Raw genomic sequence first — 26,800 nt, forward strand, 5'->3', positions numbered from 1 at the left:
GCCGGGACGCGCGTTACGACGCGTTGCGCTGGGGACGGCGCTGCGGGCGCGGCCCCTCGCCGGCCGGGGCGGCGGACGGGGCGGCGGACGGGGCCGCCGGCTGGACCGAGCCGTCGGTCGCCGCGACCTTGGCGCCCTCGCGCAGCCGGTCGGCGCCCTGGATCACCACCGTCTCGCCGGGCTGCACGCCCTGGGTGATGACGGTCTTCGCCCCGTCGCTGGCGCCCAGCGTCACCGGACGGACGGAGGCCGTGCTGTCGGCGCCGTTCACCACATAGACGTAGGTGCCGGGCGCCCCGCGCTGCACCGCCGCCACCGGGACCATCGGCACGCCGGCCAGCGTGTCCACCAGAAGCTGGACGTTGACGAACTGGTTGGGGAACAGCGACTGGTCGGCGTTGTCGAACTGGGCGCGCAGCTTCACGGTGCCGGTGGTCACGTCGATCTGATTGTCCACCGTCGTCAGCGTGCCGGTCGCCAGCACGCGGTCGCGCGTCCGGTCATAGGCGGTGACCGGCAGGTGCGCCCCGCCGCGCAGCCGACTCATGATCGCCGGGATGTTGTCCTCCGGCAGGGTGAACAGGACGGAGATCGGCTGCACCTGGGTGATGACGACAATGCCGCCGGCCTCGCCCGCCGTGACGTAGTTGCCGGGATCGACCAGCCGCAGCCCGGCGCGGCCCGAGACGGGGGCGGTGATGCGGGTGTAGGACAGGTTCAGCTTGGCGTTCTCCACCGCCACCTGATCGGCCTTCACCGTGCCCTCATACTGCTGGACCAGCGATTCCTGGGTGTCGCGCTGCTGTTTGGCGATGGAGTCCTGCTTGACCAGCAGGCGGTAGCGCTCCAGGTCCAGCCGGGCGTTCTTCAGCAGCGCCTGATCGCGCAGAAGCTGGGCCTCGGCCTGCTCGACGGCGAGCTGGAAGGGCCGCGGGTCCACCTCCGCCAGGAAGTCGCCCTTCTGCACGGCCTGCCCCTCGGTGAAGGCGACCTGGGTGAGCTGGCCGCCGACCTGCGGGCGCACCGTGACGGTGGCGAGCGAGGAGACGGTGCCCAGCCCGTTCAGGCGGATCGGCATGTCGCCCTTCTCCACCGTGGCCGTCACCACCGGCGAGGCGGTCGGCATGCCGGGCCGGAACCCGCCGGGCGGGCCGCCGCGCGCGGCCATTTCCGGCGCCGGGCGGAAGGCGAACCACCACACCCCGCCGCCGATCAGCGACAGCACGACCAGCCACGCCAGCACCCGGCCCAGGATCGACCGGCGCCGGGGGGCTTCGGTCCGCTGGGCGTCGGGCGCCGGCTGGCCCCGCCGGGCTTCCGGCGCTGCCGTGGCGGGGCTGTCCGGCCCGGGCGCGGGCGGCGGTCTGAGGGGCGTGTCCAAATCCATCGGGTCCTTCATCGCCTGCGGGCGTCGTCCGGAAAGTCGCGTCGGGAGGGTGGCCGGCGGCCCAGCCCCGATCCCGGCGGGACGCTATCACGGCGCCGCGCGCAGAATATGTCCAGAAGGGATTAGATTTGTAACGCTCGGTAACAGCGTCGAGGGGCGGCCGGATCACCCCCGCCCGTTGAGGAGTAACCCCGGCGCCCGGCGGGGCAATGAGTGTCTTCTTCCGGGACCTCGAACGCGGCATTCTGAGCGAACCAGGGAAACGGAGGGGAGAGGCCTCATGCACGCGCGTCGCACCGCTTTCCGGCTTGTCCTCGCGACGACGGCGCTGATCGCCGGCGGCGCCGCCCTTGCCGCCGAAACCTCCGGCCCCTCCTTCTCCTGCGCCGGAGTGGAGACGGGCAGCGTCGAGCAGATGGTCTGCACCGACCCCACCCTGTCGGCGCTCGACCGCAAGCTGGCCGGGGTCTATGGCGAGGCCGCGGGCAAGGCGGCGAACGAGCATCCCCCGGTGCTGAAGGCGGAGCAGCGCGGCTGGATCAAGGGCCGGGACGACTGCTGGAAGGCCGACGACCGCCGCGCCTGCGTGGAGGAGCAGTACCGCCTGCGCATCGCCGAGCTTCAGGCCAGGTACCGGCTGGTGCGCTCCATCGGCCCGGTCCGCTTCGCCTGCGACGGCGCTCCGGGCAACGAGCTGACCGCCACCTTCTTCGAGACCGAACCGCCGACGATGATCGCCGAACGCGGGGACGCGGTGTCGTTGATGGTCGGGCAGCCGGCGGCGTCCGGCGCCCGCTACCAGGGCCGCAACGAGAGCTTCTGGGAGCATCAGGGCGAAGCGCGGGTGACCTGGGGCTACGGCGCGCCGGAGATGACCTGCCGGACGGCGCCGTAACCCCCGCGTCCAGGACTCCTTACCCGCGCGCCGCGACGCGGGCGAGAACGGCGCAGGCCCCCGGCCCGGTCTCCAGCGTGGCGGCGGCGTCCAGACGGGCGGTCCAGCCCGGCGACACCCGCGCCACGCTGTCGCCGGTGCGCAGGATCACCTCGCCGTCCAGCGCATGGACCAGCGCCACGCCGCCGGCCGGGATGTCCGCCGCCTTGTCGGCCGGCAGGATGTCGAGACGGGCGTCGGCCCGCTCGCGGTCGAAGATCAGGTTGAAGTCGCGGATCGGCCCGTCCAGCAGGGCGCAATCCACCACGGCGTCGCCGGAGAAGCGGAAGGGGTCCGCGCGGTTGGTCACGGTCGCCGGAACGCCGTCCACGGTCAGCCGCATGCCGGCCCCCTCGACCACCGCGATCAGCCGCTCGTAGCCGGTGAAGGCGGAGAAGGGACCGGCCTCCGCCACGTCGGCGATGCTGACCCTCCAGAGGAAGCGGCCGGCCTCGCCGGGCAGCTCCTGGAGGGCGATTTCGGTGGTCGTCCCGCCGCCGTTCTTCCAGGGCATGCGGCGGTAGCGGGCGGGATCGAGAAGAGAAACAGCCATAAGAATCCTCGCGGGGCGGGGGAGGGCGTCCGGCCCATTCCCCCGTCCCTTGTCCTCGTGAATGTGTCAGCGGCGCCGATGGGCGGCTCGTCAGGCGTCCCCGAGCGACTGGGTCAGGCCCCGGTGCTTGAGAAGCGCCTCGATGCGCGGCTCGCGTCCGCGGAAGGCGGTGTAGAGTTCCATCGGGTCGCGGGTGTCGCCCGACGAATAGATCGTCTTCAGCTTCGCCGCAAGGTCCGGGTCGAAGGGGTTGCCCGTCTCCAGGAACGCCTCGAACCCGTCGGCGTCGAGCACCTCCGCCCACAGATAGGCGTAGTAGCCCGCCGCGTAGCCGCTGCCGGCGAACAGATGCTGGAAATGGGTCGGGCGGTGGCGCACGGCGATTTCCGCCGGCATGCCGATCTTGTCCAGCACCGACCGCTCGAAGGCGGCCACGTCCGTGTCGGCGGCGTCGCCGCGGGTGTGGAACTCCAGGTCGAGCAGCGCCGCCGCGGTGTACTCCACCGTGCCGAAGCCCTGGTTGAAGTTGCGGGCGGCGAGCAGGCGGCGCAGCAGGTCCTGCGGGATCGGCTCCCCGGTCTGGTGATGGCGGGCGTAGGTGGACAGCGTTTCCGGAACCGCCAGCCAGTGTTCGTAGATCTGCGAGGGCAGTTCCACGAAGTCGCGGCGCACCGAGGTGCCGGACTGGCTCGGGTAGCGCACGTTGCTGAGGCAGCCGTGCAGGAAATGGCCGAACTCGTGGAACAGCGTCTCGGCGTCGTCGAAGCTGAGGAGCGTCGGCTCGCCCTTCGAGAAGTTGTTGTTGTTGACGATGATCGGCGACACCGCCCCGTCGAAATTCTCCTGGTCGCGGTAGCTGCTCATCCAGGCGCCGGAGCGCTTAGACGAGCGGGCGAAATTGTCGTGCAGGAAGATGCCGACATGGCGCCCGTCCTGTTCCGTCACCTCGTAGACGCGGACGTCAGGATGGTAGACCGGCAGGTCGGGCCGCTCGGTGAAGGTCAGCCCGAACAGGCGCCCGGCGGTGTCGAAGGCCGCGCGCACCATGTTCTCCAGCACGAAGTAGGGCTTCACCTCCGCTTCGTCGATGTCGTACTTGGCCTGCCGCACCTTCTCCGCGTAGTAGCGCCAGTCCCAGGGGGCGATCGGCTCGTTCATGCCCTCCGCCCGGGCGCAGTCCTGAAGCTCCGCCCGCTCGGCGGCGGCCTTCTCCTTGGCCGGCCCCCAGACCTGCAGCAGCAGCCGTTCGACGGCGGAGGTGTCCTTCGCCATGCTGTCGTCCAGCTTGAAATCGGCGTAGCTGGCGTAGCCCATCAGCTTCGCCTGCTCGGTGCGCAGCGCGACGATCTCCCGGATCAGCGGGCGGTTGTCGTGCTCGCCCTCATGCTCGCCGCGGCGGATCCAGGCCTCGTAGGCCACCTGCCGCAGGTCGCGGCGGGCCGAGAAGGTCAGGAACGGCTCGACCGAGGAGCGGGCCAGCGTGATGACGTATTTGCCCTCCTGCCCGCGCTCCTTCGCGGCCTGGGCGGCGGCGTTGCGCGCGAAGTCCGGCAGGCCGGCGAGGTCGCTCTCATCCAGGACGAGCTGCCAGTCCTTCTCGTCGTGCAGCACGTTCTGGCCGAACAGCGTGTGCAGGGTCGCCAGCCGCTCGGTGATCGCGGTCATCCGCGCCTTGGCGTCCGGCGGCAGCAGCGCGCCGCTGCGCACGAATCCCAGATGCTGGCGCTCCAGCAGGCGCAACTGGTCGGGGGCGAGGTCCAGCGTGTCACGCCGCTCGTACAGGTCGGCGACGCGGGCGAACAGCGCCGGGTCCAGCGCGATGCGCATGGAATGCTGGGCGAATTTCGGCGCGTAGTCGCGGGCGATGGTCTCCAGCGCGTCGGTGGTGTTGCTGGAGTTCAGGTTCCAGAACACGCCGCCGACCCGGTTCAGGAAACGCCCGCTGCGCTCCATCGCCTCGATGGTGTTGGCGAAGGTGGGGGCGTCGGGGTTTCCGGCGATCGCCTCGATCTCCGCGATGTTCTCCGCCATGCCATGGTCGAAGGCGGGCGGAAAATGCTCGGCCTGGATGCGGTCGAAGGGCGGCAGGCCGAAGGGCGTGGTCCAGGTTTCGAAGAACGGGTTGCTCATCAAGGCCCCTTGCTGACCGGAGACGGGAGACAGTCTGACATGGTGCCGCAACCGGCCCGCCGCCACAACACGCCGGACGCCGCAGGGCGCATTCCAGAGCGGCGAAAAAGGCAGGAACGACTAAGCCATTATAGGATAATAAGCCTTTAAATCCACGCTTGAACGACATTGATCCGGTGCCATATCCGGCCGAGACACAAAAAGGCTTCAAATCTCTCCTAAACTTTGTTAGCCTCTTGTCAGTGGCGGCCAGGAATTGCTCTCTTGAACGCGCTTCAGGAGCGCCATTTCCTGTGCGCATTTCCCTACAACCCCAGTCTGTTTCAGAGGTGACATCGGTATGCATGCATAGATAAATCTGTTTTCTTGTTCATATGGCCTTCGATTTCATGAGTCTTCGCTGATTTTGCGTTTTCTCATGTGACTTTACTTTCCCTGTGGTTGGCGGGAGGCAGTCGCGACGCGGCTGTCAGAATTGCTGGCGTGCGGACGAAAGTCCTTGCCTTGCGTGCCTCTCCACCCCGGCACGCCCCCTGCTTCCCCCTGCTTCCAATGAAGGCTGCAAGACGGACCGGTCCCTGTCGGGCTCCGGAACCACACGCATTTTGCCAAGAGCGGAGGCATCAGCGGATGACCGCGAAAATCGCCGTAAACGGCGTCACCCGGATTTTCGGGCGCCACCCACGTCAGGCGCTCGACCTGCTGAAGGCGGGTCTTTCCAAGGAAGAGATCTTCAAACGCACCGGCCAGACCGTCGGCGTCCTCGACGCCACATTCGAGGTCGAGGCCGGTGAAATCTTCGTCATCATGGGCCTGTCGGGCTCCGGCAAATCGACGCTGGTCCGGATGCTCAACCGGCTGATCGACCCGACCGCGGGCGAGATCCGGATCGACGGCCGGGACATCACCAAGCTGTCGCGCGCCGAGCTGACCGAGCTGCGGCGGCGCGACCTCGGCATGGTGTTCCAGTCCTTCGCCCTGCTGCCGCACCTGCGGGTGTGGGAGAACGCCGCCTTCGGGCTGGAGATCGCCGGAGAAACCCTGAAGGCGCGGCGCGACAAGGCGCAGCAGGCGCTGGACGCGGTCGGCCTCGGCGCCTACGCGGAAAGCTTCCCGCGGGAGCTGTCGGGCGGCATGCAGCAGCGCGTCGGTCTGGCCCGCGCGCTCGCCAACGAGCCGTCCGTCCTGCTGATGGACGAGGCCTTCTCCGCCCTCGACCCGCTGATCCGGACGGAGATGCAGGACGAGTTGCTGCGCCTTCAGGCCGAACGGCAGCGCACCATCGTCTTCATCAGCCACGATCTGGACGAGGCGATCCGCATCGGCGACCGGCTGGCCATCATGGAGGGCGGCCAGATCATCCAGGTCGGGCGCCCGGACGAGATCCTGAAGCAGCCGGCCAACGATTACGTCCGCTCCTTCTTCCGCAACATCGACGTCACCAAGATCCTGACGGCGGGCGACATCGCCCGGCGCGATCAGGTGACGCTGATCCGCCACACCGGCGAAGGCCCGCGCGCCGCCGTCCGCCAGCTGCGCGAGCGCGACCGCGAGTTCGGCTATGTCCAGGACGGGCGCCGCCGCTTCCACGGCGTGGTGTCGGTGGAGACGCTGGTCACCGCCATCGAGCGGCACAACGGCTCCGCCACGCTGGACGAGGCGCTGCTGCCGGGCATCGAGCCGGTGCCCGTCGACCTGCCGATGGACGAGGTGCTGCCGCGCATCGCGTCGGCGCCGTGCCCGCTGCCGGTGGTGGACGGGCAGGGCGCCTATGTCGGGGCGATCTCCAAGACCGCCTATCTGGAAACCCTTGGACGGACGCGCTGACCTATGGAGTTCAAGCTTCCCATCGGCGATTGGGCCGACGCCGCCGTGATGTTCCTCCTGGACCACGCCCAATGGCTGTTCGACGGCATCGACCTCGTGGTCGGCGCGGTCGCGGACGGCGTCCAGGCCGCCCTGACCTCGCTGCCCGGCGTGGCGCTGGCCGCCATCGTCGTGCTGATCGGGCTGTGGCGGAACGGCTGGCGCTTCGCGCTGTTCGCCGCGGCCTCGCTGCTGGTCGTCGCCGGGCTGGGCATGTGGCACCAGACGGTGGACACGCTGGCGCTGGTGCTGACGGCGACCGCCATCGCCCTGACCATCGGCGTTCCGCTGGGCATCGTCGCCGCGCGCAACGACCGGGTGGAAACGGTGGTGCGCCCGGCGCTCGACCTGATGCAGACCATGCCGGCCTTCGTCTACCTGATCCCGGCGGCCATGCTGTTCGGGCTGGGCCGGGTGCCGGGGATCATCGCGACGATCATCTTCGCCATGCCGCCGGTCGTCCGCCTGACCAGCCTGGGCATCCGGCAGGTCCCGCACGAGCTGGTCGAGGCCGGTCTCGCCTTCGGCTGCACGCCGCGCCAGCTCCTGTTCAAGGTGCAGATGCCGACCGCGCTGCCGTCGATCATGGCCGGCATCAACCAGACCATCATGCTGTCGCTGTCGATGGTCGTCATCGCCTCGATGATCGGGGCCGGCGGCGTCGGCAACGAGGTGCTGCGCGGCATCCAGCGGCTGGACATCGGCCTCGGCGTCGAGGGCGGGCTGGCCGTGGTGATCCTGGCGATCCTGCTCGACCGCATCACCCAGAGTTTCGGAACCCCGGACGCGGGGGGACGCTCCCCCCGGTCCGCTTTGCGCGCCCTGCTGAACCGCCGCCGCGCGGAGCAGCCGAAGGACGGCGCGCGCCTGTCTCCCACGCACGGAGTCACGGAAGCGGGATGAACCGCCATCCCCAAAACCATACAAAACAAAGGATTTTTTGCATGAGACGCACGTTTCTGAAGATGATGGCCCTCGGCGTCGCCGCCGTGATCGGCGGCACCGCCCTGTCCTCCGCCAGCTTGGCTGCGGAGGACAAGAAGCCGGTCCGCATCGGCTGGACCGCCTGGTCCGACGCCGAGGCGGTGACCAAGCTCGCTCAACGCCTCATCCAGGAACGGCTGGATCAGCCGGTCGAGCTGGTGCTGGCCGACATCGGCCTGCAGTATCAGGGGCTGGCCAAGGGCGACCTCGACTTCATGATGATGTCCTGGCTGCCGACCACCCACGCCTCCTACCTGGACAAGGTGGGCAAGGACATCGTGCCGCTGGGCATGCTCTACACCCGCGCCCGCCTGGGCTGGGCCGTGCCGGACTATGTGCCGGAGGATCAGGTGAAGACCATCGCCGACCTCGCCAAGCCGGAAATCCGTGAGAAGCTGAAGGGCAAGATCCAGGGCATCGACCCCGGTTCGGGCCTGATGCAGGCGTCGGAGAAGGCGCTGAAGGATTACGGCCTCGACGGCTACGAGCTGGTGTCGGCCAGCGGCGCCGCGATGACCGCCGCGCTCGGCCGCGCCGATCGGCGCGAGGACTGGATCGCCGTCACCGCCTGGAGCCCGCACTGGATGTTCGCCAAGTGGAAGCTGCGCTACCTGGAGGACCCGAAGGGCTCGCTGGGCGGGCTGGAGCGCGTCCACGTCATGGCCCGCAAGAACTTCTACCAGGAGCACCCCAAGGTCGCCGAGTTCCTGACCCGGATGTACCTGCCGCTGGAGGATCTGGAGAAGATCATGCTGGAGGCCGACGCCAGCTCCTATGACAAGGCGATCGACACCTACATCGCCAACAACAAGCAGCGCGTGGACTATTGGGTGACCGGCGAGATGCCGGCCTCCTAACAGGCCCTCGCCCGAGCCTCACGGCATCCTTACAGGGGCTCGGGCAGGAGGGGCTCGGACAGGGCCTCGACGCTGTCCTTCAGCACGCTCTCCAGGCCTCCGACCAGGGCCAGGGCCTCCTCGGGCGGCGCCTTTTCCAGCGCCAGCGCGAGGTCGCCCAGCCGCTTCGCCCCCACATTCCAGGACAGCCCCTTGAGCGTGTGGGCGGCGCGGCGGTGCTCCTCGCCGCTGGCCAGGGCGGCGCTGATCCGCGTCACCTGTTCCCGCGCGGTGCGGGAGAAGCCCCGCACGGCCTCGGACCAGCTCTCCGGGCCGAGGGCATCGGCCACGCTGTCCACCTGCTCGCGGTCCAGCAGTTCCACCGCCGGAGCGGTTTCCGGAGCCGCCTCGGCAACCACCTTGGGCGCGGGGCTGCCGACGACGGCGCGGATCGCCGCGTCGAGCGCCGCCGGGCGCAGCGGCTTCGGCACGAACCCGTTCATGCCCGCCGCCATGCATTCCGGGAGCGAACTGCCCGAGGCGTGGGCGGTCAGCGCGATCACCGGCACCCCGTTGCGCGACGCCGGCAAGGCGCGGATCAGCCGGGTGGCGGTCAGCCCGTCCATCCCCGGCATCTGGATGTCCATCAGGACCACGTCGAAGGGCTGCTCCGACCGTTCCACCACCCGCACCGCCTCGTTGCCATCCGCGGCGGTGACCACGCTGTGCCCGCCGCGCACCAGCAGGCCGCGCACGATGTCCCGGTTCACCGCGTTGTCGTCCACCGCCAGGACCCGCAGGGGCGGCAGGGGGGCGGCCGGCGGCGCCTCCGCGGCTTGGCGCAGCGCCGCCGGATCGCCGGGCGCGCAGGCGACCGAGAACTGGAACAGGCTTCCCTTGCCCGGCGCGCTGGAGACGGAAATCGTCCCGCCGAGCAGCCCGCACAGCTCCTTGCAGATCGCCAGCCCCAGGCCGGTGCCGCCGTAGCGGCGGGTGATGGAGCTGTCGGCCTGGGTGAAGCGGTCGAACAGGGACGGCATGGACTCCGCGGCGATGCCGATGCCGGTGTCCTCCACCTCGAATTCCAGAAGGAAACGCCCGTCCGGCAGGTCGGCGCCGCGGCGGGCCCGCACGGCCACATGGCCGCTGCCGGTGAACTTCACCGCGTTGCCGACCAGATTGAACAGGACCTGCCGCAGGCGGGCCGGATCGGTGACCACCGCCTGCGGCACCGTGGGCAGCATGTGGCAGGACAGGGACAGCCCCTTGTCCGCGGCCGAGGGCTGGAACACCGCCATCACCGCCTCCGCGAGGTCGGCGGGCGCGCAGGTCTCCTCCTCGATGGCGATCCGCCCGGCCTCCAGCTTGGAGAAGTCCAGGATGTCGTCCAGCAACCGCAGCAGGCTTTCCGCCGAGCGGCGGGCGACGCCGGCCAGCCGCCGCTCCTCCGCATCCAGCCCCTCGCCGTCCAGCAGGGTCAGCGTGCCCAGCACGCCGTTCATCGGCGTGCGGATCTCGTGGCTGATGGTCGCCAGGAACTCGCTCTTCATCCGGTTGGCGTGCTCGGCGCTGTCGCGGGCGCGGCGCAGGTCCGCCTCGATCTGCTTGGCCTTGGACAGGTCGTGGAAGACGCCGATGAAATGCTCGCGCCCGCCGGCGCGCCAGCTCGACAGGGCGATCTCGGTGGGCACCAGCCGGCCGTCGGCGCGCTGGACCGGAACCTCGCGGACCACGCCGCTCGGGCTGCCCCGGCCGCTGGACTGGTAATCCTGGAACAGGCGGTCGTGGTTGACGGCGTGCCCGTCCGGCATCAGGGCGCTGACGTTGCGCCCGATCATCTCCGCCTCGCGGTAGCCGAAGAGGGCCTCCGCCGCCGGGTTGAAGCCGGTGATCACGGCGTTCTGGTCGGTCACCACGATGGGCTGGCCGACCGCGGCGAACATGGCGCGGTAGCGCCGCTCGCTGTCGGTCAGCGACCGTTCCGCCCGACGCCGCTCCGTCACGTCGGAGCCGGAGCCGCGGTAACCGGCGAAGGCGCCCTGATCGTCGAAGACCGGCTTGCCGCTGAGCGACCAGATGCGGGTGTCGCCGTCCGGTCCGCGGACCGCGAATTCGAAATCGCGGAAGGGCTGCCGGTCCTCCAGGGTGCGGCGGTGCTCCTCCCAATGCGCGTCGTCGCCGGCTTCGCGCTGGGCGATGTCCTCGCAGCGCCGGCCGCGGTACAGGTCCGGATCGCGGATCGATCCGGCATAGGCTCCGGACACGCCGGCGAAGCAGAGATCGGCGTCCATCTCCCAGAACCAGTCGGACGCCGTCTCCGCGATGTCGCGCAGCTTCGTCTTGCTGGCGCGCAGGTGCCGGGCGGCCTCGTCCAGCGTGGCGTGGGCGCGCTCCTGGGCGCGGCTCTGCAGCGTCACCAGCGTGGCCAGGACGAACAGCAGGGCGGTGGTCAGGCCCGCCCCGACGGTGTAGGCCCGCTGGCGCGCCCAGGTTTCGGCCATGAACTCCGCCTCGCCCAGGCCGGCCGTGACGATCAGCGGATAGTTGGTAAGGCGCCGGAAGCTGGTCAGGCGGGCCACGCCGTCGATCGAGCTGACGGAGCGCACGAAGCCTTCCGTCCGGTCCTTCGCCTCCGTGAAGATGACGCTGCGGCTGACGTCCAGCCCGATGATCCGGTCATCCATGACGCTGCGCGCCCGCAGGATGCCGTCCATCCCCATGATGGAGATGACGCCCTCGCGGCCCACATCCAGGTTGTCGAAGGTGCGCCCGAAGTAGAAGGGGTCGAGCGAGGCGACGATCATCCCGCCGAACCCACCGTCCGGGGCGGTGACCTTGCGGCTGAGCTGGATCGACCATTTGCCCGACGCCCGCCCGAAGACCGGCCGGCTGATGAACAGCCCCTCCACCGTGCCTTCCTTGTGCACGCGGAAATGCTCGCGGTCGGCGAGATTCACCCGGGCGGGGGCGTTGTCCACGCTGGTCTGGATCAGGTCGCCCTTGCCGTCCGCGTAGGCGAGCTGGAGCAGCAGGTCCGAATCCAGCGTCGCGTTGCGCATCACGTCGCGCAGCAGCGGGCTCTGGCTGCCCAGCCGGTACAGATCGTAGCCGATGAAGGACAGGATGCGGTCGGTCCCGGCGATGGCCCGCGTGGTCTGTTCCGCGATGATGTGCGCCAGATTGCCGGTGTCGCGCTCGGCCCGCTGGAGCGCGTCGCGCTGGTCGCGCTCCGTCAGGTAGAAGGCCGCGGTCCAGGCCGCCGCGGTCAGCAGGAGCGTGGCCATCCACACCCCGGAGACCAACGCCCTGGACCGGAACGCGTAGGCCCGGTGACCGTGCTCGGGCAGGGGAAGAGAAACGGCGGTGTCCGGCATCGCGCCCTCCCGTCTAGCGGAACGCGGCGCCGTCCGTCCCGGTGAAATCCGGGTCGGGATGGGCGTCGTGAATGGCGAGGATCGACGTCCAGGCGCGCAGGAAGGCGTCGACGCAGACCGGATCGAAATGGCTGCCGCTGTGCTCGACGATGTAGGCCTTCGCGGCGTCGAGCGGCCAGGGCTTCTTGTAGGGGCGGGCGGTGGCCAAGGCGTCGAAGACGTCGGCGATGGCGACGATGCGGCAGGCCAGCGGAATCTCCTCCCCCCGCAGGCCCTTGGGATAGCCGGTGCCGTCGTACTTCTCGTGATGGCCCAGCGCGATCTCCGCGGCCTCGCAGATGAGGGGATGCTCGCTTCCCTGCAGCACGGCGTGGCCGATCACCGGATGCTCGCGCATCACCCGCATCTCGCTGTCGGTCAGGCGGCCGGGCTTCAGCAGGATGGCGTCGGGAATGCCGATCTTGCCGATGTCGTGCATCGGCGCGGCCTCGGCCAGCCGGGCGCAGTCGTCGGGGTCCATCCCGAGGCTTTCGGCGATGACGCGCGAGTAGCTCGCCATCCGCTCGATGTGCAGGCCGGTTTCCGGGTCGCGGTACTCGGCGGCGCGGGCGAGGCGGGCCACCAGCTCCTGCGCCTGCTGGCGGAGCTGGGCGGTCGCCTCCTCCACCCGGCTGCGCAGCACGGCGGCCTGGTCGCGCATCATCCGCTGGCCCAGCCGCAGGCGCAGCAGGTTCTGCGCCCGGGCGAGCAGCTCCGGCACGATGATGGGCTTGGTCAGGAAATCGGTGCAGCCGCTTTCAAGGGCGGCCACCCGCAGCTTCACCGACGTGTCGGCGGTGATCATCACCACCGGGACGTCGGCGAGGTGCCGCTGGGCGCGGATGCGCTCCAGCACGTCCATGCCGTCGAGATCCGGCATGACGTGATCGATCAGGATCAGGTCGGGCGTGTTGACGGCCAACCAGTCCAGAGCGTCCAGCGGACTGCCCATGCCGATGGGCTCCGCGTCGTCGATCCGCCGGATGACCGCGCTGGTGATGAACAGCGTGGAGGGATCGTCATCGACGATTACAACCTGCATTTTTGCGCCCGCCCCAGACCACCATTTCGGGTATCATTAGAAAATGATACACGGCAAAATCTTAACGAATCTTGCTAAAATTGGTCATATGCGGGCGAAAAAGTCGCGGCCGGACCGTCCGGCCGCGTGCAGGGGACCTGCTCTGTCGGGTGCGCCTCAGCGGGCGGCGGTCAGGCCGCCGTTGGTCGCCGCGCCCGGACGGCTGAAGGCCGCCGCCAGACGGCGGAACAGGCTGCGCAGATAGGCGGCCCGCATGGCTTCCGCCTGACGGCGGATGTTGCGCAGTTCCGTGGACGACAGGGGGGTGGCAAAGCTATCGGCGTTCATGGCTGTCCTCATGGCGGCATCAGGGGCCGCGGTTCGATGGAAAATGTCTCTGGCGGTGCCGCTCGGGCGCCGGGGTCGGCGGCGGGCCATGGAAGGGGCCTGCGCGATGCCGGCGGAGGGGCGGTGTTGCCTGCCTGGATATATTGACACCGCCCCTCCGAAAGACGACGCGCCGATAACGCATGGCTTCCATTACTATGATGCAGCGCACAACACAGAATAAAATGGAGCATGATCTTTCAAGCAAGCAAGTCTTCGCAGCGCTGCTAAAAGAGTTGATCGCAGCGCTGTGACGATGGGGACTTCCGCAGCGCTGCGAAGCGCGGATGTCCTGCTTCCGAGGGGAGGTGGGAACACAGCGGACCGGATGATCCCTGGCGGACGGGTTGACCGCTCTCCGCCGCCACGGCAGAGTCGAGGCCCGACCGTCGAAGGGAAATCCGCATGCTCCGCCCAGCGCTGCTCGCCCTTGGCCTCCTGGCCCTGCCGACCGCCACCACCGCCGCCACCGCCGCCACGGCGGGCTTTCCCTGCTCCAAGGCCACCACCCCGACGGAAAAGGCGATCTGCGCCGATCCGGCGCTTTCCGCGCTGGACGGGCGGCTGGCCGCGACCTACCGCGCCGCCCTGGAGCGCCTGTCGGGCGCCAGCCCGGAGGAGGGCGCCGCCGGGGCCGCCGTGAAGGCCGACCAGCGGGCCTGGCTGCGCGAGCGCGACTCCTGCGGCGCCGACGCGGCCTGCCTGCGCAGCGCGTATGATGGACGTATGGCCGTCCTGTCCTTCCGCACCGATCCGGCCACACCGCCGTCACCGGCCGGGCGCTATGTCGGCCTCTTTGATCATGAGGGGTTCATCGGCATTGCCGCCATGGCCCTGCGCAACGGGACCGTCGCCGTCAGCGTCAGCGGCGCCGAACCCTCGGCGGGGCGCTGGGTGTGCGACTTTTCCGGCGTCGGGCGGCCGGACGACCAGGGGCGGCTGATCGTCGGCACGCCCGACGCGGAAGGCGGCGGCCTGATCCTGGTCGCCGGAGAGGACGGTGGGATCGTCATCCCCGACCTGGAGCCCAACCGCGCGGCCAGCGGCTATTGGTGCGGCCACAACGGCAGCTTCGTCTGGAGCTACCGGCGCGCGCCCTGACCCGTTTCCCCTGCGAAGCGCGTGCCCCGGCGCCATTCCGACGATGCATTGCGCGCAATCGAATAGCGCATGGCCAATCATATTGCGCGCAATTCGATTTTGCGCGATAGTCCTCCTCGACAACAAGCGGCAACCCGCTTCCCCGATCGAAACGATCCATCTGTTCACAGGAGTGTACGCAATGAAGACCCTCTACACGGCCAAGGCGACGGCCACCGGCGGGCGTGACGGCAAGGCGGAGAGCGACGACGGCCTGCTGTCGGTGGCGCTGGCCGCCCCGAAGGAGCTGGGCGGCAAGGGCGGCGCCACCAACCCCGAGCAGCTGTTCGCCGCCGGCTATTCGGCCTGCTTCATCGGCGCCATGAAGTTCGTCGGCGGCCGCGACAAGATCGCCGTTCCGGCGGACGCCACCGTCACCGCCCAGGTCGGCATCGGCCCGCGCGACGACGGCGAGGGCTTCGGCCTCGCGGTGGACCTCACCGTGTCGCTGCCCGGCCTGGACAAGGCCGCGGCCGAGGATCTGGTGGCCCGCGCCCACAAGGTCTGCCCCTACAGCCACGCGACCAAGGGCAACATCGCGGTGAACACGGTCATCGCGTAACGGGCGCATAGCAGGGTTCTGCACTCTCGGGTCTGTTGCGTGCCATATCCCCATGCGCTATGGGGTCGCGCGCAACAGGCCCGCGACGCGTCCCTGATTGGGAACCCCCGAACGATGAGCACCGAGAACGACAACCCGCTTCTTCTGGCCAACCAGGCCTGCTTCGCCCTCTATTCGGCGAATCTGGCGATGACGCGGGTCTACCGCCCGCTGCTGGAGGCGCTGGAGCTGACCTACCCGCAGTATCTGGTCATGCTCCTGCTCTGGGAACGCGACGGCCAGACCATGAAGGCGCTGGGGGAGCGGCTGCTGCTCGACAGCGGCACCCTGACCCCGCTGCTGAAGCGGCTGGAAGGGCAGGGGCTGGTCACCCGCGCGCGCGACCCGGCGGATGAGCGGCTGGTGCGCATCCACCTGACGCCGCAGGGCACCGCCCTGCGGGAGCGGGCGACGGCCCTGCCGGAGCACATCGCCGCGGCGGCCAACTGCCCGCTGCCCGACCTCGCCGGTCTGCGCGACGCGCTTCTGCGCCTGCGTGACTCGCTGAACGCCGCCGCCGAGAACGCCACCGAGAACGCCGCCGACCGGGACTGAGCCCGGTCGCGGACGCTCCGTCAGCCCGCCTCGGCCATCGGCAGGCGCGGCGCTTCCTCGGTCAGCCGCCTGGCGCGGCGGGCCCGGGTCTCCACCGTCGTGGCGGGGGTGACCGGCACGAAATCGGTGGGCCGGCGATCATCGCCGGTGATCGCCCGCATGGCCGCCACGTTGGCGCTCTCCACCGCCTGCGCCTTGCGCACCTGGGCCAGGAACTTGGCGCTGGGCAGCATCACGTAGGTGATCCCCTCGATGCGGGCGCCCACCTTGTCGTAGAGCTTTTCCGCGCTGGTCAGGATGCCTTCCTCGACCAGGGCGTCCACCGCCGAGGTCACCGCGCGCAGCGTGTCGCGGCGGCGGCTCCACACATTCATGCCGCTGTTCTTGATGATCTCGTCCGCCGACAGGGTCATCGCCTTGGCGCCCAGGTCGCCCGGCGCCTCCGCCCCCGAATAATCGTACTCGGCGCTGAGACGGTTGTAGAGCCAGCGCGACACCGGGCTCTTCAGCCGCATCAGCCATTGGTAGCTGACCGGCTTGAACTCCAGGTTCCGGATGGCCGAGGAAACCAGCGGGTTGAACTGCAGGTGGGTTTCCTCGTCGCCCCCCTCGTCGCCGATCAGGTCGGGGCGGGAGCGGATGGCCAGCACCGGGAAGGCCGTGGATTCCAGCAGGTTGGCCCCGCGGCCCTTCTTCACCCCCTCCGCCGGCTTGCCGATGATGATGCGCGAGCGCGCCAGGATGGTCAGCGATTCGCGGATGTCGCGGATCGACAGGGTGTGGCCGACCGCCTTCAGCTCGCGCTGGATCTCGTAGAGGGTGAAGCGCATCTGGACCTTGTCGCGGTTCTCGCCGCCCAGCGACAGACGCGAGCGGTCCATGGCGAGGCGGCGCACCACATGCTCCACCACCTGCTCGCGCTCGGCGGGGAAGACCTCGTATTCGATCTCGGTCTGGCCGTCGGCCTGGGCGGTGCCGTCGTCGCGGTTGACCATCTTGGTCAGACGGGCGGGCTGGATGGTCAGGTGGAAGGTGCTGCCGTGATAGGTGAACTCGCGCTTGATCGACGCGACGAAATTGCCCTTCGCGGGCGCGGTCTCCGCGGACCGCCCGCCGTCGCGCGAGGCGAAGACGTAGCGCGGCGCCAGATCGTACAGCGCGATCAGGTGCGACTGGGAGCGGTCCTCCAGCTCGAACAGAACCAGTTGCAGCGCGCCGGGTGTCGCGATCTTGCTCATCCAATCCCTCCTTGCCCGGCTATGACCATGCGGCGGCCGGGGCGCGCTGACAACCGCTTCGTGACGGGCGACCTCCTTCGGTATGGAGCCTTTGCCCGCGCCCATGGAGCGATAGCCCGCGGGTATGGAGCGATAGCCCGCGCTTTCCCGGCAGCGCGTTGACATCCTTCGACTCTGCGGGCGACTCCGCCGCCCGACGCGAATCGTTCCGCCCCGGCGAGGCCCAAGGCGAAGATCAAGGCGGGGATCGGGGCGGGGATCGGGGCGCGGGCTATCGCTCCATGACCGCGAGTCTCCCCGCGAGTCGGAACTCCATGGGCCGGACCGGCGAAGCGCGAGCAAAAGCTCCACCCTCTGCTCGCCACCCGATGACCGGACGGAGGGGGTGAGGACGGCAGGGCGCGGGCTATCGCTCCATACCCGCGGGCTATCGCTCCATGATGCGCGGGGGGCTTTGCGCCGAAGCGCGGGCTGTTGCTCCATGATCCGGCGCGCCGGCCGCGGCCTGCGGCTCCATGGTCCGAATCCGGAAGCGCGGGCAAAGGCTCCAGAAGCGCGGGCTCCCGCTCCAGGATTCCGATTCGGCGATGAAGCGCGGGCTGTCGCTCCATGGTGGCGGGCAAAGGCTCCAGGAGCGCGGGCCAGGGCTTCAACGGCGCGGGTTACCGCTCCATGCCCGGCTATGGAGCGACAGCCCGCGGTTTGAAGAGCCGGGCGCCGCCGGGAATCCTGATCCGCAAAGCCACCGGCCCGCCGTCCGTGCGGAGCCGGTCCCGATTGCCTTGCGGAGACCGCATCATGACACCCCGCGACGACACAGCCATGGACATTCCACCGGATGAGGGCCCGCGAGAATCCAGCCCACAAGAATCCGGCCCGCCCGCCGACACCGGGCGGTGGGGCCGGATTCCGGCCTGGTGGCTCGGCCACCCCGCCATCGACGCCGACGGTCTGGCCGTTCTGGCGGCACTGGCGACCTACGCCAACGCCCGCGGCGAATGCTGGCCGTCCCAGGCGACCCTCGCCACCGCGCTGAAGCGCAGCCGCAGCACGGTGAACCGCATCCTCGGCCAGCTCGCCGAATCCGGGGTGATCGGGAGGGAGTCCCGCCGCTCCGCCTCGGGCGGGCGCCTGTCCTGCCTGTACCGGCTGCGGCTGGTTCCCGGCGACGGACCGATTCCGGCGGCTGCGGCGGCGTGCGACCGGACCGGAACGCCCCCTGTGCAGCCGCCGGGCAAGGATGTCGCTCCCGCCGACTCCCCATGTGCACCGGTGCGACAGAAACAGCCGGAATCCGAACAGACTCCGGACTCGCACGCTTCGCGCGGGCCGGCGCAGGCCGTGCCGGACGGTTGGATGCCGGATGCCGGGGATCGCGCCTGGGCCGAAAGCCGCTTCGCCGGGGTGGATCTCGACCGCCATGCCGAAGGATTCCGGCTGCGCTGCCAAGCCCATGGCTATCGCTACCGCGATGCGGGGGCCGCCTGGAAAGCCTGGCTCGCGCAGGACGCCGCCGCCGGCAAAGCGCCGATGATCCGACCGACCGGCCCCGCGACCGTCACGAGGCCCGCAGCGTCCGCGCCCGTTCCCGAACAGAAACTCGGTGCTTGGATGGCCGCCGCGGCGAAGCTCAACGCCGCCCACGGTCCCGCCCCGCAAGCCCGCCCGCAAGTCTGGAGGTGAGGTAACACCATGACCGCACAGCCGCGATCCGTCCCGCCCAGGGCTCCAAGCCCTTCGGTCGTGACTCCTTTGCCATCCCGTCCACCGCCGGCCTTTAACCCGTCCGCCCCGGCTGCGGAGCGCCGCGTCGCTCTGGTTTCCACCTTGCCCGGGCCCCTCAGGGACGTCCTCGCCTCCGGCCTCGTGGAGTGCCGGCCGCGTTTCGGCGACCGCGGGTTCGATGGGGTGACGGAGGACTGGAGCCCGCCGGAGGGCGTGACCGGCCAGCACGCCATGATGGCGCGGCGCGCGCTCGACGAGCTGACCGCCTCCATCCTGGCCCCGGCGACGCCGGACCACCTGCTGGCCCGCGTCCTGGCCCTGCTCAGCCATTATCCGGCCAAGGGAACCGCGCCGGAGGTGGAGCATCTGGTCGCGCTCGACTGGGCGGAGGATCTCGGCGAGTTCCCGGCCTGGGCGGTCGATGCGGCGGCGCGGACCTGGCGCCGCACGCAGAAATGGCGCCCGTCCATCGCCGAGATGCGGGCGCTGTGCGAGGAGGCCTGCGCGCCGGAATGGGCGCTGGCGCGACGCCTGTCGGTGATCGCGGCGGCGGGAAGCGCGTCCGCAGACGGGGCGGGCGAGGGGACGGGCCACGGCCGCGCCGGCCGGCTGCGCGCGCTGGCCGGGGGAGCGGTCCGGCGGATGGGATGAGCTGACCGCCCGGCTGCGCCGCCTACGGCGTCCGCTCCTCGCGGATCGCCCGTTCGAAGGCGGCCAGCATCTCCACCCCCTCGGCGCCGAACCGCCGCTCGATGGCCTGCCGCACCGCGGGCTGGGTGACCTTGCGGAACGCCTCCGCCTCGCGCGGGGTCAGCGTGTGGACCTCCATGCGCTGGGCCAGCGGCGGCAGGCCGCGGTCCGAGGATTCGATCAGCCGGCTGAGGCCGCGGCTGGCGACGACGCCCAGCCGGGCGCCGTTCAGCACGGCCGCGCGGTCGCTGGGGGCGAGGTCGTCCAGGAACTTGGCGTTCATCACCCAGACATAGGGGAGGAACAGGTGGTTGCTCAGCGTCAGGTGGCGCTGCACCTCGTCGAAGCGGGCGAAGCGGACGATCGGCACCGGATTCATCTGGCCGTCCACCGCGCCGGTGCCCAGCGCGTTGTAGAGGTCCGACCAGGCGACGTTGACCGGCGTGCCGCCCAGGCTGCCGATCATGGTGCGGTGCGTCTCCAGATCCATGGTGCGGATCTTCAGGCCCTTCATGTCCTCGGGCAGGCGGATCGGGCGCTTGGAATTGGTGATGGTGAACAGGCCGCCCGGATCGCCGAAGCCCAGCACGGCGAGACCCGCCTTGCGCCGGATCTCCTCGGCCAGCCGGTGGCCGAAGGGGCCGTCGAAGACGTCGTAGGCGTTGGCGACGGAGGAGTAGGCGAAGGGCAGGTCGATGACCGCCAGCATCGGGTAGAGCGGGGCCACGCCGCCGACCGAGGAGATGGCCGACTGGATGGTCCCCTGGCGGACCAGCTTCACCGCGTCGCCGTCGCGGCCCATCTGGCCTTCGGGAAAGATCTCCACCCGCACGCGCTTCTCGGTCGCCACCTCCACATGGTTCTTGAAGACGATGGCCATCGCCCCGGCGGTGTTGTCGAAGGCGTCGTTGCGGTTGGGGTGGGCCAGCTTGATGACCGTCTCGGCGGACACCCCGGCGGCGGCGAGCGCCAGCGCCAGTATTGTGCAGGCGGCCATCAGCCGCGCCGTCCATCTGCTTTTCATCGCGTCCTCTTCTGGCTACTTGGTCTTGAAATGCTCGGCGGGGTCCCAGCCGTCGCCGGGCGGGTCGGCGATCAGCCGCTCGCAGCGCGCGATGTAGAGCCGGGCCAGCGCCGCCACTTCCGGCTCCCCGGCCAGGGGCTGGAGAAGCTCCAGGGCGGCCGACCAGCGCCGGCCGCGGTAGAGCGAGACGGCGACGTGCCACTGGCGGCACAGGTCGTGGGTCTCCGGCGGGCGGGCGAAGGCCGAATGCGGGTCGAGCGCGCCGACCAGCTCGAACAGCTCGATCGGCGCCGAAAGGCCGGAGGGCACGGCGAGATCGACGGGCCGGAACAGGAAGCGCCCGCGCACCGCCTGCTCCACCGCCCCCGTGACCAGGATGCTGGTGCCGTAGACCTTGTTCAGCCCCTCGATGCGCGAGGCGAGGTTCACGTGGGAGCCGAGCGCCGTGTACTGCATGCGGTCGGAGGAGCCGACGTTGCCCACCACCACCTCCCCCAGATGCAGGCCGAAGCGGGTCGGCATCGGCGGCATGCCGGCGGCGAGGCAGGCGTCGTTGATGGCGCGGTTGACCGACAGGCAGCCGAGCGCGGCGAGGCAGGCGTGCTCCGCGTGGTCCGGGTCGGGGCGCGGGGCGTTCCAGAAGGCCATGATGGCGTCGCCGATGAACTTGTCCACCGTGCCGCCATGGCCGTGGATGCAGGCGGTCATCCGCTCGAAATAGGTGGTCAGCCGGTCCAGAACCTGCTGCGGCGGCATGGCTTCGCTGGTCGCGGTGAAGCCGGCGATGTCGCTGAACAGGATGCTGAGGGGGCGCGTCTCGCCGCCCAGCTCGCCGCCGTCGCCGGTGACGATGATGTCGCGCACCAGCGCCTTGGGCACATAGGCGCCGAAGCGGCGCAGGCCGCCCTTCATGGCCTCCACGGCGCCGGCCAGCTCCGCCACCTCCTGCACGCGGGTGCGGACGGCGAAGCGGCCGTTCAGGTCGAAATGGCGGATGCGATTGGTCTCCGACACGATGTCCTGCATCGGGCGGGTCAGCCGGTGCGACAGCCAGAGCAGCAGCAGAACCGACACCGCCAGCAGCCCGGCGCCGATCACGACGATGCGGTAGGTGGCGCGGCGGATGGAGCCGACGAACTCGTCCACCTCCACCGCCACGCCGACGGTCCAGCCGCCGCCGATCCCGTCGGTCAGGGTCGCGAACTCGACGATGTAGTCGCGGCCCAGCGGTCCCAGCGGGGCGATGAAGCGGTCGCCGGCCCCGCCGGCGCGGCGCTCCACCGCCTCGGCCACCACCGGATCGGGGAAGGACGCGGTGGTGTGGAGCGCCGCCGCCGCGCCGTCGCCGCCGACCAGCAGGTCGGACCGGTTGTGGCAGATCACCCGCCCGTTGCCGTCGATCACGAACACCGCGCCGGACGGCCCGATGCGCAGGGCGTCCAGCCGGGCCGCCAGCCTGTCCAGCGAGACGTCGGCCCCGATGGTGCCGATGGGCACCCCGTCGTCGGTGGCCATCCGGTAGGAGACGGTGACCACCGGGCGCCGGGTCGCCGGCAGGACGAAGGCGTCGGACATCACCGCCGTCCCCGCCTTCTGCGCCGCCACATACCATGGGGCGGTGCGCGGGTCCTCCGTCGCCTCCGTCCGCTCCACGCCGGTGACCTGTCCCCAGGAGCGCAGATAGAAATAGGAGTCGGCGAACCGGCCCGAGCTGGAATCCTGCATGCGCAGGGCGAGCGCGCTGCCCGGCGGCGGAGTGGCGGGGCCGAAGCGCCCGCCGTCGGGGGCCAGCCGCGCCATCTGGAAGAAGGCCCCGTCGCCGGCGAAGCCGACATAGAGGGAGGCGAGCTGCGGCAGGGTGGCCAGGGCATCGGAGAAGTAGCGCAGCGATTCGATGCGGCGCAGCCCGTTCCGGTCGATCCGTCCGAATCCGGCCATCGCCTCGGCGACGCGGGCCACCGGGCTGACCAGACCGTTCAGGTCGTTGGTGACCGTCTGGGTGGTGCGCGCGATGGACTGCGACGCCACCTCCAGCGCCGTGCGGGAGTTCTCGTGGTGGAGGTAGCTGAGCATCACCGCGATCAGCGGCACCGTCGTCAGCAGGAAGGCCAGCGCGATCCCCACGCGCAGGCGTATCCGGTACGGGGTTTGGGACATCGGGCGGTCTCCGGAAGGCCAAAGGGGCGGTGGCGACGATGACAAAGGGGGCCTCAGCCGCCGGCCGGGGCGGACAGGTCGCGCACGAAGAGGAGGCGGTCGTGCCCGTCGTGCTTGGGCTTGCGCGCGAAGACGCGCATGCCGACCGACAGCATCCCGCGCACGCTGGCGGTGTTCTCGGGCCGGACGGTGGCGAACCAGTAGCGGTGCCGGCCCGGCGGCAGGACCCCCTGCGCGGCGGTTTCGATCAGGCGCCGGTGCAGACCCTGCCCACGCCGGTCCGGATGCACCAGGATTCCGGTGAAATGCAGGGCCCGGTCGAGGTCCCCGTCCCGAAGGCCGTAATCCCGGCCCAGATTGTGGGTGGCCCGGCCGGGAAACTGCACGGCGAGGAAGGCGGCGAGCGCGCCGCCGGCCAGCGCGCCGAGCACCACCCCATGCCCGATCCGCGGGCCGGCCAGCATGTCCGACAGCTCGGACTCGCTGAGCGGGTGCATCAGCGGGCCGCAGGCCTCCCGCTGCAGCGCCAGGACGGCGCCCAGGGTGTCCGGGGTCAGCGGGGCGAAGCGCAGGCCGGTCATCGCCCTTCCTCCCGCCGCCGGCGCGCCGTGCGGGACGGGACGGTCCGCCGCCACGTCAGCAGGGCGAAGAGGAACAGGCTGCCGGCCAGCAGCCCGCCGATCAGGCCCACCCCCTCCGGTCCGGCGCCCAGCGGGACGGCGGCGGCCAGCGTGCCGAACAGCAGCGGCCCGGCGGCCTGCCCGAGCTTGCGGGTGTTGACGTGCAGGGCCAGCACGGAATCGCGCCGCCGGGCCTCGCGCGCCGCGAGAAGCTCGGCATGGCGGATCTGGGCGGACAGGCCGAAGCTCTCCGCCAGACCGATCGCGAACACCGTGGCGAAGGCCGTCCACAGCGACGCCTGGAGACCGAACAGGGCCAGCGCCCCGGCGATCATCGCCGCCGACAGCAGGGTCACCCCCGGGATCGGCAGGCGCCGCGCCGCCATCCGGGTCAGCAGCGGCCCGGCCAGCACGACGCACAGGCCGTGCAGCAGGTAGGCACGGCCCACCGTCGCCGACGACAGGCCGAGGTCCGCGATGAACAGCGGCAGATAGAAGGGCAGGAACATCGCCGCCACCGCGGTGGGCAGAGAGATCAGCGCCAGGAACAGCGGCACCTTAATGCGCCGTCGCCGTGGGTGAACCGTCCCGCATGGCGTGGGAACCGCCGCGGGTGCGCAGTGCGCGTCCGGCGAAACGGCTCCGGGCAGGCGGGGGATGCCGAAGGCGGTGTAGAGCAGCCCGGCGACCGGGATCAGCGCGCCGGCGGCGAACACCGTCACCGGCCCGTAGGTGGTGGAGAGCAGGGCGCCCGACACCGCCCCGCAGTTGACCCCGGCGTACATGCCGGCGAACAGGCCGGGTTGCAGAGCGGAGCTGTCGGCAACCCCGCGCAGCCGCCCGATCAGGGCGTTCGCGGCGATCAGCCCGGCCATGCCGCCCGCCCCGCTCAGCCCGCGGGCCAGGACGAACAGCAGCGGGTCGGCGGCCACCGCCGCCACGGCGGCCAGCGCCATGCCCGCCGCCGCCGCCGCGAAGCCGGCCAGCGAGACCGCCCGCCAGCCGAACCGTCCGGTCAGCCGTCCGGCGATCAGCGCCGCGGCGACTCCGCACAGCATCTCCGCCGTCAAGGGCGCCGCGGCGACCTGGGACGGCGACAGGAAGGGAAAGGGTTGCCCGCCGAAGCTGGTCATCAGCAGCGGCACGAAGGACACCGGCAGAAAGGCGCCGAAATACATCAGAAAGGCCGAGAAGCGGATGGAGCCGGCGAAGTCGCCGATTCGGACGTCCACGGCCTTGCCATGTCCGGCCCGCCCGTCGCCCGAACGGCGGGCCATCCGCGTCCGCCCGCCGAGCGCGCGGTCCATCTCGAACATGAACAGCAGCGAGGTGACGAGGATGGTCGCCATGTCCAGCCCGAACTCGCCCAGCTGCGCCGCCACCCGGTCGCCGTCGACCACGGCGACCAGTTCGCGGGTCTCGCCGCCGCGGTCCTGGGCGAGCGGCCAGCGCAGCGTCACGTCCGGCATGTCCGACAGGAAGGGAACGCCGCTCACGGTGTGGCGGGCCTCCTGGCCCGGCGGGGTTGCGCCGGGCACGGCCAGCTCGATGGAGCGGAGGGTGGGCATGCCGGCGCTGATGCGCTCGAAATAGCCGTCCACCCCGGCCAGGGACCCATAGTCCAGCCCGCGCCGGACCACCGACTCGACGTCGTTGCGGATCATCCGGGCGACGATCTGGGTCGCCTGTTCGGCGGCCTCCAGATGGGCGGTGGAGATCAGCGTGTAGCATTCCGCCGCCGCCGCGGTCTGGGCGGCCAGCATCGCGCCGAGCGCCAGCAGCCGGCGCAGGCGTTCCAGCCGGACCCGGCGGCCTTCCGACGCGCGGCGCAGCCCGAAGGCCATCGCCAGTCCGGTCAGGCCGAGGAAGCCGACCGTCCCCAGCCCCGTCCACAGGAGCTGCGGCAGGGTGCGGTCACGGAAATCCTCGACGCGGTCGTCCACCGTGGCGCTGTCGGACTGGATGACGAGAAAGCCGGCGGGAGCGTCGGCCGTCCGTCGGTCCTGCTCCCCGCCCCGCTCCCCTCCCTGTTCCGCGTCGCCGGGATCGCGGAGCGGCAGATAGAGGACGTAGGCGCCGCGGTCGGGGTCGTGCCGGAACCAGTGGGGGCGCCGCTCCAGTTCCGCGCGGGCGCGGCGCAGGGTGGCCTCCGGCAGCGGCTCCACGGGCCGCCCCCTGGCGGTGGCGACGACGCGCCCGTCCGCCACCGCGACCCCGATTCCCCGCGCCCAGGGCAGGTTGGCGGCGAGCTGGTCGAGGATCGCCTCCAGCCCGTAGAAGTCGTCGAGCGGCTTGCCGTAGCCCAGCGCGTCCTGGATGTTCTCCGCGGTCTTGCCGCCGACCACCGCGAAGGCGGCCATCAGCGTGCCCGCGTAATTCTGGCGGAAGGAGCCGAGGTTGATGCTCAGGCTGAAGGCCAGCGTCACACCCACCAGAAGCACGGACACCAGGAAGGCGCGGAGGGGGCCGGAGCGGCCGTGCGGGGCACCGGGCGAGGCCATGGCTAGAGCACTCCGTGCAGTGAATCCGCCGCCAGCAGAGCCGGGAAGGGGATGCGGTAGCCGATGGCCGCCGCCGTCGCGGCGTTCCAGGCGATGGAGGGCGTGTCGAAATAGACCTGCGGCAGGCGGCGCAGCGGCTCGCCGGCCATGACGCGGGCGAGGGTGGCGGCGCCGAAATGGCCGATGCCCGCCATGTCGGCGCGGGCGATGCTCATCAGCGCGCCGCGCTCCACCTCCTCCGGGCCGAGCTGCGAGAAGGTCGGGATGCGCTGCTTCAGGAAGGGCCGGGCCAGCGCGGTGAAGCGGTCCAGCGGCCAGCGCCCGTAGGTGATGTAGACGGCCTCCGCCTCGCGCGACAGCGCCTCCCAGGCGGCGGTCAGGTCGACCTCGTAGCGGTACTGGTCGAGATGGTCGATCGGCGCGCGGACGTGCCGGCGCACCAGCGTGAAGCCGATCCGCCCGGCCGTCGCCTCGATGTCGGGCAGCGAGGCGATGGCCCGTCCCGTCGGGCTGTCGTCGTAGGCGATGCCCAGCCGCCGGAACCGGAAGGTCTTGTGGAAGATGGACAGCTGGCGCTGGAAGCGCCGCGGGTCGAGATGCGCCCACACATGGTCGCGCCCGGTGTCGGTTTCCGAGGCGACGATCCCGGCGGCGATCGGGTTGGTGCAGGAAAAGGCGAGGACCGGCACCCGGTGGGCGTCGGTCGCCAGGGCGACGCCCGCCACCGTCCCCATGACGATCATCAGGTCGATGTCGCCCGGATCCTGCAGACGCCTCGCCAGCGCGGCGGCGGCGTCGGGGGTGAGATTGGTGGCGTGGGCGTCGGCGACGAACTCCAGAACCGGGCTGCCGGCGTGGGCGGCCAGCCAGGACCACAGGGCGGCGGTGTCGGTCTGGCCCGGACGGTAGGGCATGCCGGTCAGCCCGCCGGTCCAGCCCATCCGCTCCAACTCGCCGAGGATGGCGGCGAGCGTCGCGGCGTAGTTGCCGTAGGGCATGGATTCGGCGTAGCCGACGCGCCAGCGCCGCGGCACGTCG

Annotated in this window: 21 protein-coding genes; 9 read left to right on the top strand and 12 right to left on the bottom strand. The window is 70.7% G+C overall.

The window, feature by feature from the left end:
* Nucleotides 1–13: 13 nt before the first annotated feature.
* Complete coding sequence (locus TSH58p_RS02450; protein WP_109068829.1) at nucleotides 14–1,387, bottom strand: MdtA/MuxA family multidrug efflux RND transporter periplasmic adaptor subunit; 1,374 nt, start codon at nucleotides 1,385–1,387, stop codon at nucleotides 14–16.
* Nucleotides 1,388–1,667: 280 nt separating this feature from the next.
* Between TSH58p_RS02450 and TSH58p_RS02455 the strand changes: the two genes are divergently transcribed.
* Nucleotides 1,668–2,282: an MliC family protein gene (locus TSH58p_RS02455; RefSeq protein WP_109068716.1), complete on the top strand. Its 615-nt coding sequence runs from the start codon at nucleotides 1,668–1,670 to the stop codon at nucleotides 2,280–2,282.
* A gap of 19 nt (nucleotides 2,283–2,301) precedes the next feature.
* Here TSH58p_RS02455 and TSH58p_RS02460 read toward each other — a convergent pair whose 3' ends face one another.
* Together TSH58p_RS02460 and TSH58p_RS02465 are read right to left on the bottom strand one after the other, a co-directional pair.
* Nucleotides 2,302–2,874 (bottom strand): HutD family protein, encoded by a 573-nt coding sequence (locus TSH58p_RS02460; RefSeq protein ID WP_199230048.1) that lies wholly within the window; start codon nucleotides 2,872–2,874, stop codon nucleotides 2,302–2,304.
* A 90-nt stretch (nucleotides 2,875–2,964) separates the two neighbouring features.
* A complete protein-coding gene (locus TSH58p_RS02465) occupies nucleotides 2,965–5,004 on the bottom strand; it encodes a M3 family metallopeptidase (protein ID WP_109068715.1) in 2,040 nt (679 codons plus the stop codon).
* A gap of 630 nt (nucleotides 5,005–5,634) precedes the next feature.
* Here TSH58p_RS02465 and proV point away from each other — a divergent pair.
* The 3 genes from proV to TSH58p_RS02480 are packed head-to-tail and all read left to right on the top strand — an operon-like array spanning nucleotide 5,635 to nucleotide 8,711.
* Nucleotides 5,635–6,831: a glycine betaine/L-proline ABC transporter ATP-binding protein ProV gene (proV, locus tag TSH58p_RS02470; protein ID WP_109068714.1), complete on the top strand. Its 1,197-nt coding sequence runs from the start codon at nucleotides 5,635–5,637 to the stop codon at nucleotides 6,829–6,831.
* A 3-nt stretch (nucleotides 6,832–6,834) separates the two neighbouring features.
* A complete protein-coding gene (locus TSH58p_RS02475) occupies nucleotides 6,835–7,773 on the top strand; it encodes a proline/glycine betaine ABC transporter permease (protein WP_109068713.1) in 939 nt (312 codons plus the stop codon).
* 41 nt (nucleotides 7,774–7,814) lie between these two features.
* Nucleotides 7,815–8,711 (top strand): glycine betaine ABC transporter substrate-binding protein, encoded by an 897-nt coding sequence (locus tag TSH58p_RS02480; protein ID WP_247873885.1) that lies wholly within the window; start codon nucleotides 7,815–7,817, stop codon nucleotides 8,709–8,711.
* Nucleotides 8,712–8,740: 29 nt separating this feature from the next.
* Here TSH58p_RS02480 and TSH58p_RS02485 read toward each other — a convergent pair whose 3' ends face one another.
* From TSH58p_RS02485 to TSH58p_RS33535, 3 genes are all read right to left on the bottom strand, one after another.
* A complete protein-coding gene (locus tag TSH58p_RS02485) occupies nucleotides 8,741–11,974 on the bottom strand; it encodes a PAS domain S-box protein (protein ID WP_247873884.1) in 3,234 nt (1,077 codons plus the stop codon).
* Between the two features lie 103 nt (nucleotides 11,975–12,077).
* On the bottom strand, nucleotides 12,078–13,145 hold the full coding sequence (locus tag TSH58p_RS02490; RefSeq protein ID WP_109068711.1) for an HD domain-containing phosphohydrolase: 1,068 nt from the start codon (nucleotides 13,143–13,145) through the stop codon (nucleotides 12,078–12,080).
* A gap of 156 nt (nucleotides 13,146–13,301) precedes the next feature.
* The gene (locus tag TSH58p_RS33535) at nucleotides 13,302–13,472 is read right to left on the bottom strand and encodes an RSP_7527 family protein (RefSeq protein WP_199230047.1); all 171 of its coding nucleotides are present in this window, start codon (nucleotides 13,470–13,472) and stop codon (nucleotides 13,302–13,304) included.
* A gap of 444 nt (nucleotides 13,473–13,916) precedes the next feature.
* Between TSH58p_RS33535 and TSH58p_RS02495 the strand changes: the two genes are divergently transcribed.
* The 3 genes from TSH58p_RS02495 to TSH58p_RS02505 all read left to right on the top strand — a co-directional run bounded on the left by TSH58p_RS02495 (nucleotide 13,917) and on the right by TSH58p_RS02505 (nucleotide 15,807).
* Nucleotides 13,917–14,612 carry a lysozyme inhibitor LprI family protein gene (locus TSH58p_RS02495; protein ID WP_109068710.1) on the top strand — a complete coding sequence of 232 codons (696 nt, stop codon included), beginning with the start codon at nucleotides 13,917–13,919 and terminating at the stop codon, nucleotides 14,610–14,612.
* Between the two features lie 181 nt (nucleotides 14,613–14,793).
* Complete coding sequence (locus tag TSH58p_RS02500; RefSeq protein WP_109068709.1) at nucleotides 14,794–15,213, top strand: organic hydroperoxide resistance protein; 420 nt, start codon at nucleotides 14,794–14,796, stop codon at nucleotides 15,211–15,213.
* Between the two features lie 114 nt (nucleotides 15,214–15,327).
* The gene (locus TSH58p_RS02505) at nucleotides 15,328–15,807 is read left to right on the top strand and encodes a MarR family winged helix-turn-helix transcriptional regulator (RefSeq protein ID WP_109068708.1); all 480 of its coding nucleotides are present in this window, start codon (nucleotides 15,328–15,330) and stop codon (nucleotides 15,805–15,807) included.
* A 20-nt stretch (nucleotides 15,808–15,827) separates the two neighbouring features.
* Here TSH58p_RS02505 and TSH58p_RS02510 read toward each other — a convergent pair whose 3' ends face one another.
* A complete protein-coding gene (locus TSH58p_RS02510; RefSeq protein ID WP_109068707.1) occupies nucleotides 15,828–17,045 on the bottom strand; it encodes a plasmid replication protein in 1,218 nt (405 codons plus the stop codon).
* 798 nt (nucleotides 17,046–17,843) lie between these two features.
* Here TSH58p_RS02510 and TSH58p_RS02515 point away from each other — a divergent pair.
* Together TSH58p_RS02515 and TSH58p_RS02520 are read left to right on the top strand one after the other, a co-directional pair.
* Nucleotides 17,844–18,728, top strand: a complete 885-nt coding sequence (locus tag TSH58p_RS02515; protein WP_247873883.1) for a helix-turn-helix domain-containing protein — start codon at nucleotides 17,844–17,846, stop codon at nucleotides 18,726–18,728.
* A 144-nt stretch (nucleotides 18,729–18,872) separates the two neighbouring features.
* Nucleotides 18,873–19,421, top strand: coding sequence for a hypothetical protein (locus TSH58p_RS02520; RefSeq protein WP_247873882.1), 549 nt, complete (start codon nucleotides 18,873–18,875; stop codon nucleotides 19,419–19,421).
* A gap of 22 nt (nucleotides 19,422–19,443) precedes the next feature.
* Here the strand turns inward: TSH58p_RS02520 and TSH58p_RS02525 are convergent, their stop codons facing one another.
* From TSH58p_RS02525 to TSH58p_RS02545, 5 genes are read right to left on the bottom strand one after another with little or no spacing between them, the layout of a single operon-like run.
* The gene (locus TSH58p_RS02525; protein ID WP_109068705.1) at nucleotides 19,444–20,484 is read right to left on the bottom strand and encodes a DctP family TRAP transporter solute-binding subunit; all 1,041 of its coding nucleotides are present in this window, start codon (nucleotides 20,482–20,484) and stop codon (nucleotides 19,444–19,446) included.
* 15 nt (nucleotides 20,485–20,499) lie between these two features.
* Nucleotides 20,500–22,641: an adenylate/guanylate cyclase domain-containing protein gene (locus TSH58p_RS02530; RefSeq protein WP_109068704.1), complete on the bottom strand. Its 2,142-nt coding sequence runs from the start codon at nucleotides 22,639–22,641 to the stop codon at nucleotides 20,500–20,502.
* Nucleotides 22,642–22,694: 53 nt separating this feature from the next.
* Nucleotides 22,695–23,222 (bottom strand): N-acetyltransferase, encoded by a 528-nt coding sequence (locus TSH58p_RS02535; RefSeq protein ID WP_109068703.1) that lies wholly within the window; start codon nucleotides 23,220–23,222, stop codon nucleotides 22,695–22,697.
* Entirely contained in the window at nucleotides 23,219–25,762 is a 2,544-nt protein-coding gene (locus TSH58p_RS02540) for an MFS transporter (RefSeq protein ID WP_109068702.1), read from the bottom strand. The genes TSH58p_RS02535 and TSH58p_RS02540 overlap by 4 nt, the downstream gene beginning before the upstream one ends.
* Nucleotides 25,763–25,764: 2 nt before the next feature.
* Nucleotides 25,765–26,796, bottom strand: a complete 1,032-nt coding sequence (locus tag TSH58p_RS02545; protein WP_247895485.1) for an ABC transporter substrate binding protein — start codon at nucleotides 26,794–26,796, stop codon at nucleotides 25,765–25,767.
* Between the last annotated feature and the right edge of the window lie 4 nt (nucleotides 26,797–26,800).

This window comes from Azospirillum sp. TSH58 (assembly GCF_003119115.1).
Taxonomy (GTDB): domain Bacteria; phylum Pseudomonadota; class Alphaproteobacteria; order Azospirillales; family Azospirillaceae; genus Azospirillum.

Coding starts and splice junctions, on each gene's coding strand:
- TSH58p_RS02450 (WP_109068829.1), bottom strand. CDS start 1,387: ATGGATTTGGACACGCCCCTCAGACCGCCGCCCGCGCCCGGGCCGGAC.
- TSH58p_RS02455 (WP_109068716.1), top strand. CDS start 1,668: ATGCACGCGCGTCGCACCGCTTTCCGGCTTGTCCTCGCGACGACGGCG.
- TSH58p_RS02460 (WP_199230048.1), bottom strand. CDS start 2,874: ATGGCTGTTTCTCTTCTCGATCCCGCCCGCTACCGCCGCATGCCCTGG.
- TSH58p_RS02465 (WP_109068715.1), bottom strand. CDS start 5,004: ATGAGCAACCCGTTCTTCGAAACCTGGACCACGCCCTTCGGCCTGCCG.
- proV (WP_109068714.1), top strand. CDS start 5,635: ATGACCGCGAAAATCGCCGTAAACGGCGTCACCCGGATTTTCGGGCGC.
- TSH58p_RS02475 (WP_109068713.1), top strand. CDS start 6,835: ATGGAGTTCAAGCTTCCCATCGGCGATTGGGCCGACGCCGCCGTGATG.
- TSH58p_RS02480 (WP_247873885.1), top strand. CDS start 7,815: ATGAGACGCACGTTTCTGAAGATGATGGCCCTCGGCGTCGCCGCCGTG.
- TSH58p_RS02485 (WP_247873884.1), bottom strand. CDS start 11,974: ATGGCCACGCTCCTGCTGACCGCGGCGGCCTGGACCGCGGCCTTCTAC.
- TSH58p_RS02490 (WP_109068711.1), bottom strand. CDS start 13,145: ATGCAGGTTGTAATCGTCGATGACGATCCCTCCACGCTGTTCATCACC.
- TSH58p_RS33535 (WP_199230047.1), bottom strand. CDS start 13,472: ATGAACGCCGATAGCTTTGCCACCCCCCTGTCGTCCACGGAACTGCGC.
- TSH58p_RS02495 (WP_109068710.1), top strand. CDS start 13,917: ATGCTCCGCCCAGCGCTGCTCGCCCTTGGCCTCCTGGCCCTGCCGACC.
- TSH58p_RS02500 (WP_109068709.1), top strand. CDS start 14,794: ATGAAGACCCTCTACACGGCCAAGGCGACGGCCACCGGCGGGCGTGAC.
- TSH58p_RS02505 (WP_109068708.1), top strand. CDS start 15,328: ATGAGCACCGAGAACGACAACCCGCTTCTTCTGGCCAACCAGGCCTGC.
- TSH58p_RS02510 (WP_109068707.1), bottom strand. CDS start 17,045: ATGAGCAAGATCGCGACACCCGGCGCGCTGCAACTGGTTCTGTTCGAG.
- TSH58p_RS02515 (WP_247873883.1), top strand. CDS start 17,844: ATGACACCCCGCGACGACACAGCCATGGACATTCCACCGGATGAGGGC.
- TSH58p_RS02525 (WP_109068705.1), bottom strand. CDS start 20,484: ATGAAAAGCAGATGGACGGCGCGGCTGATGGCCGCCTGCACAATACTG.
- TSH58p_RS02530 (WP_109068704.1), bottom strand. CDS start 22,641: ATGTCCCAAACCCCGTACCGGATACGCCTGCGCGTGGGGATCGCGCTG.
- TSH58p_RS02535 (WP_109068703.1), bottom strand. CDS start 23,222: ATGACCGGCCTGCGCTTCGCCCCGCTGACCCCGGACACCCTGGGCGCC.
- TSH58p_RS02540 (WP_109068702.1), bottom strand. CDS start 25,762: ATGGCCTCGCCCGGTGCCCCGCACGGCCGCTCCGGCCCCCTCCGCGCC.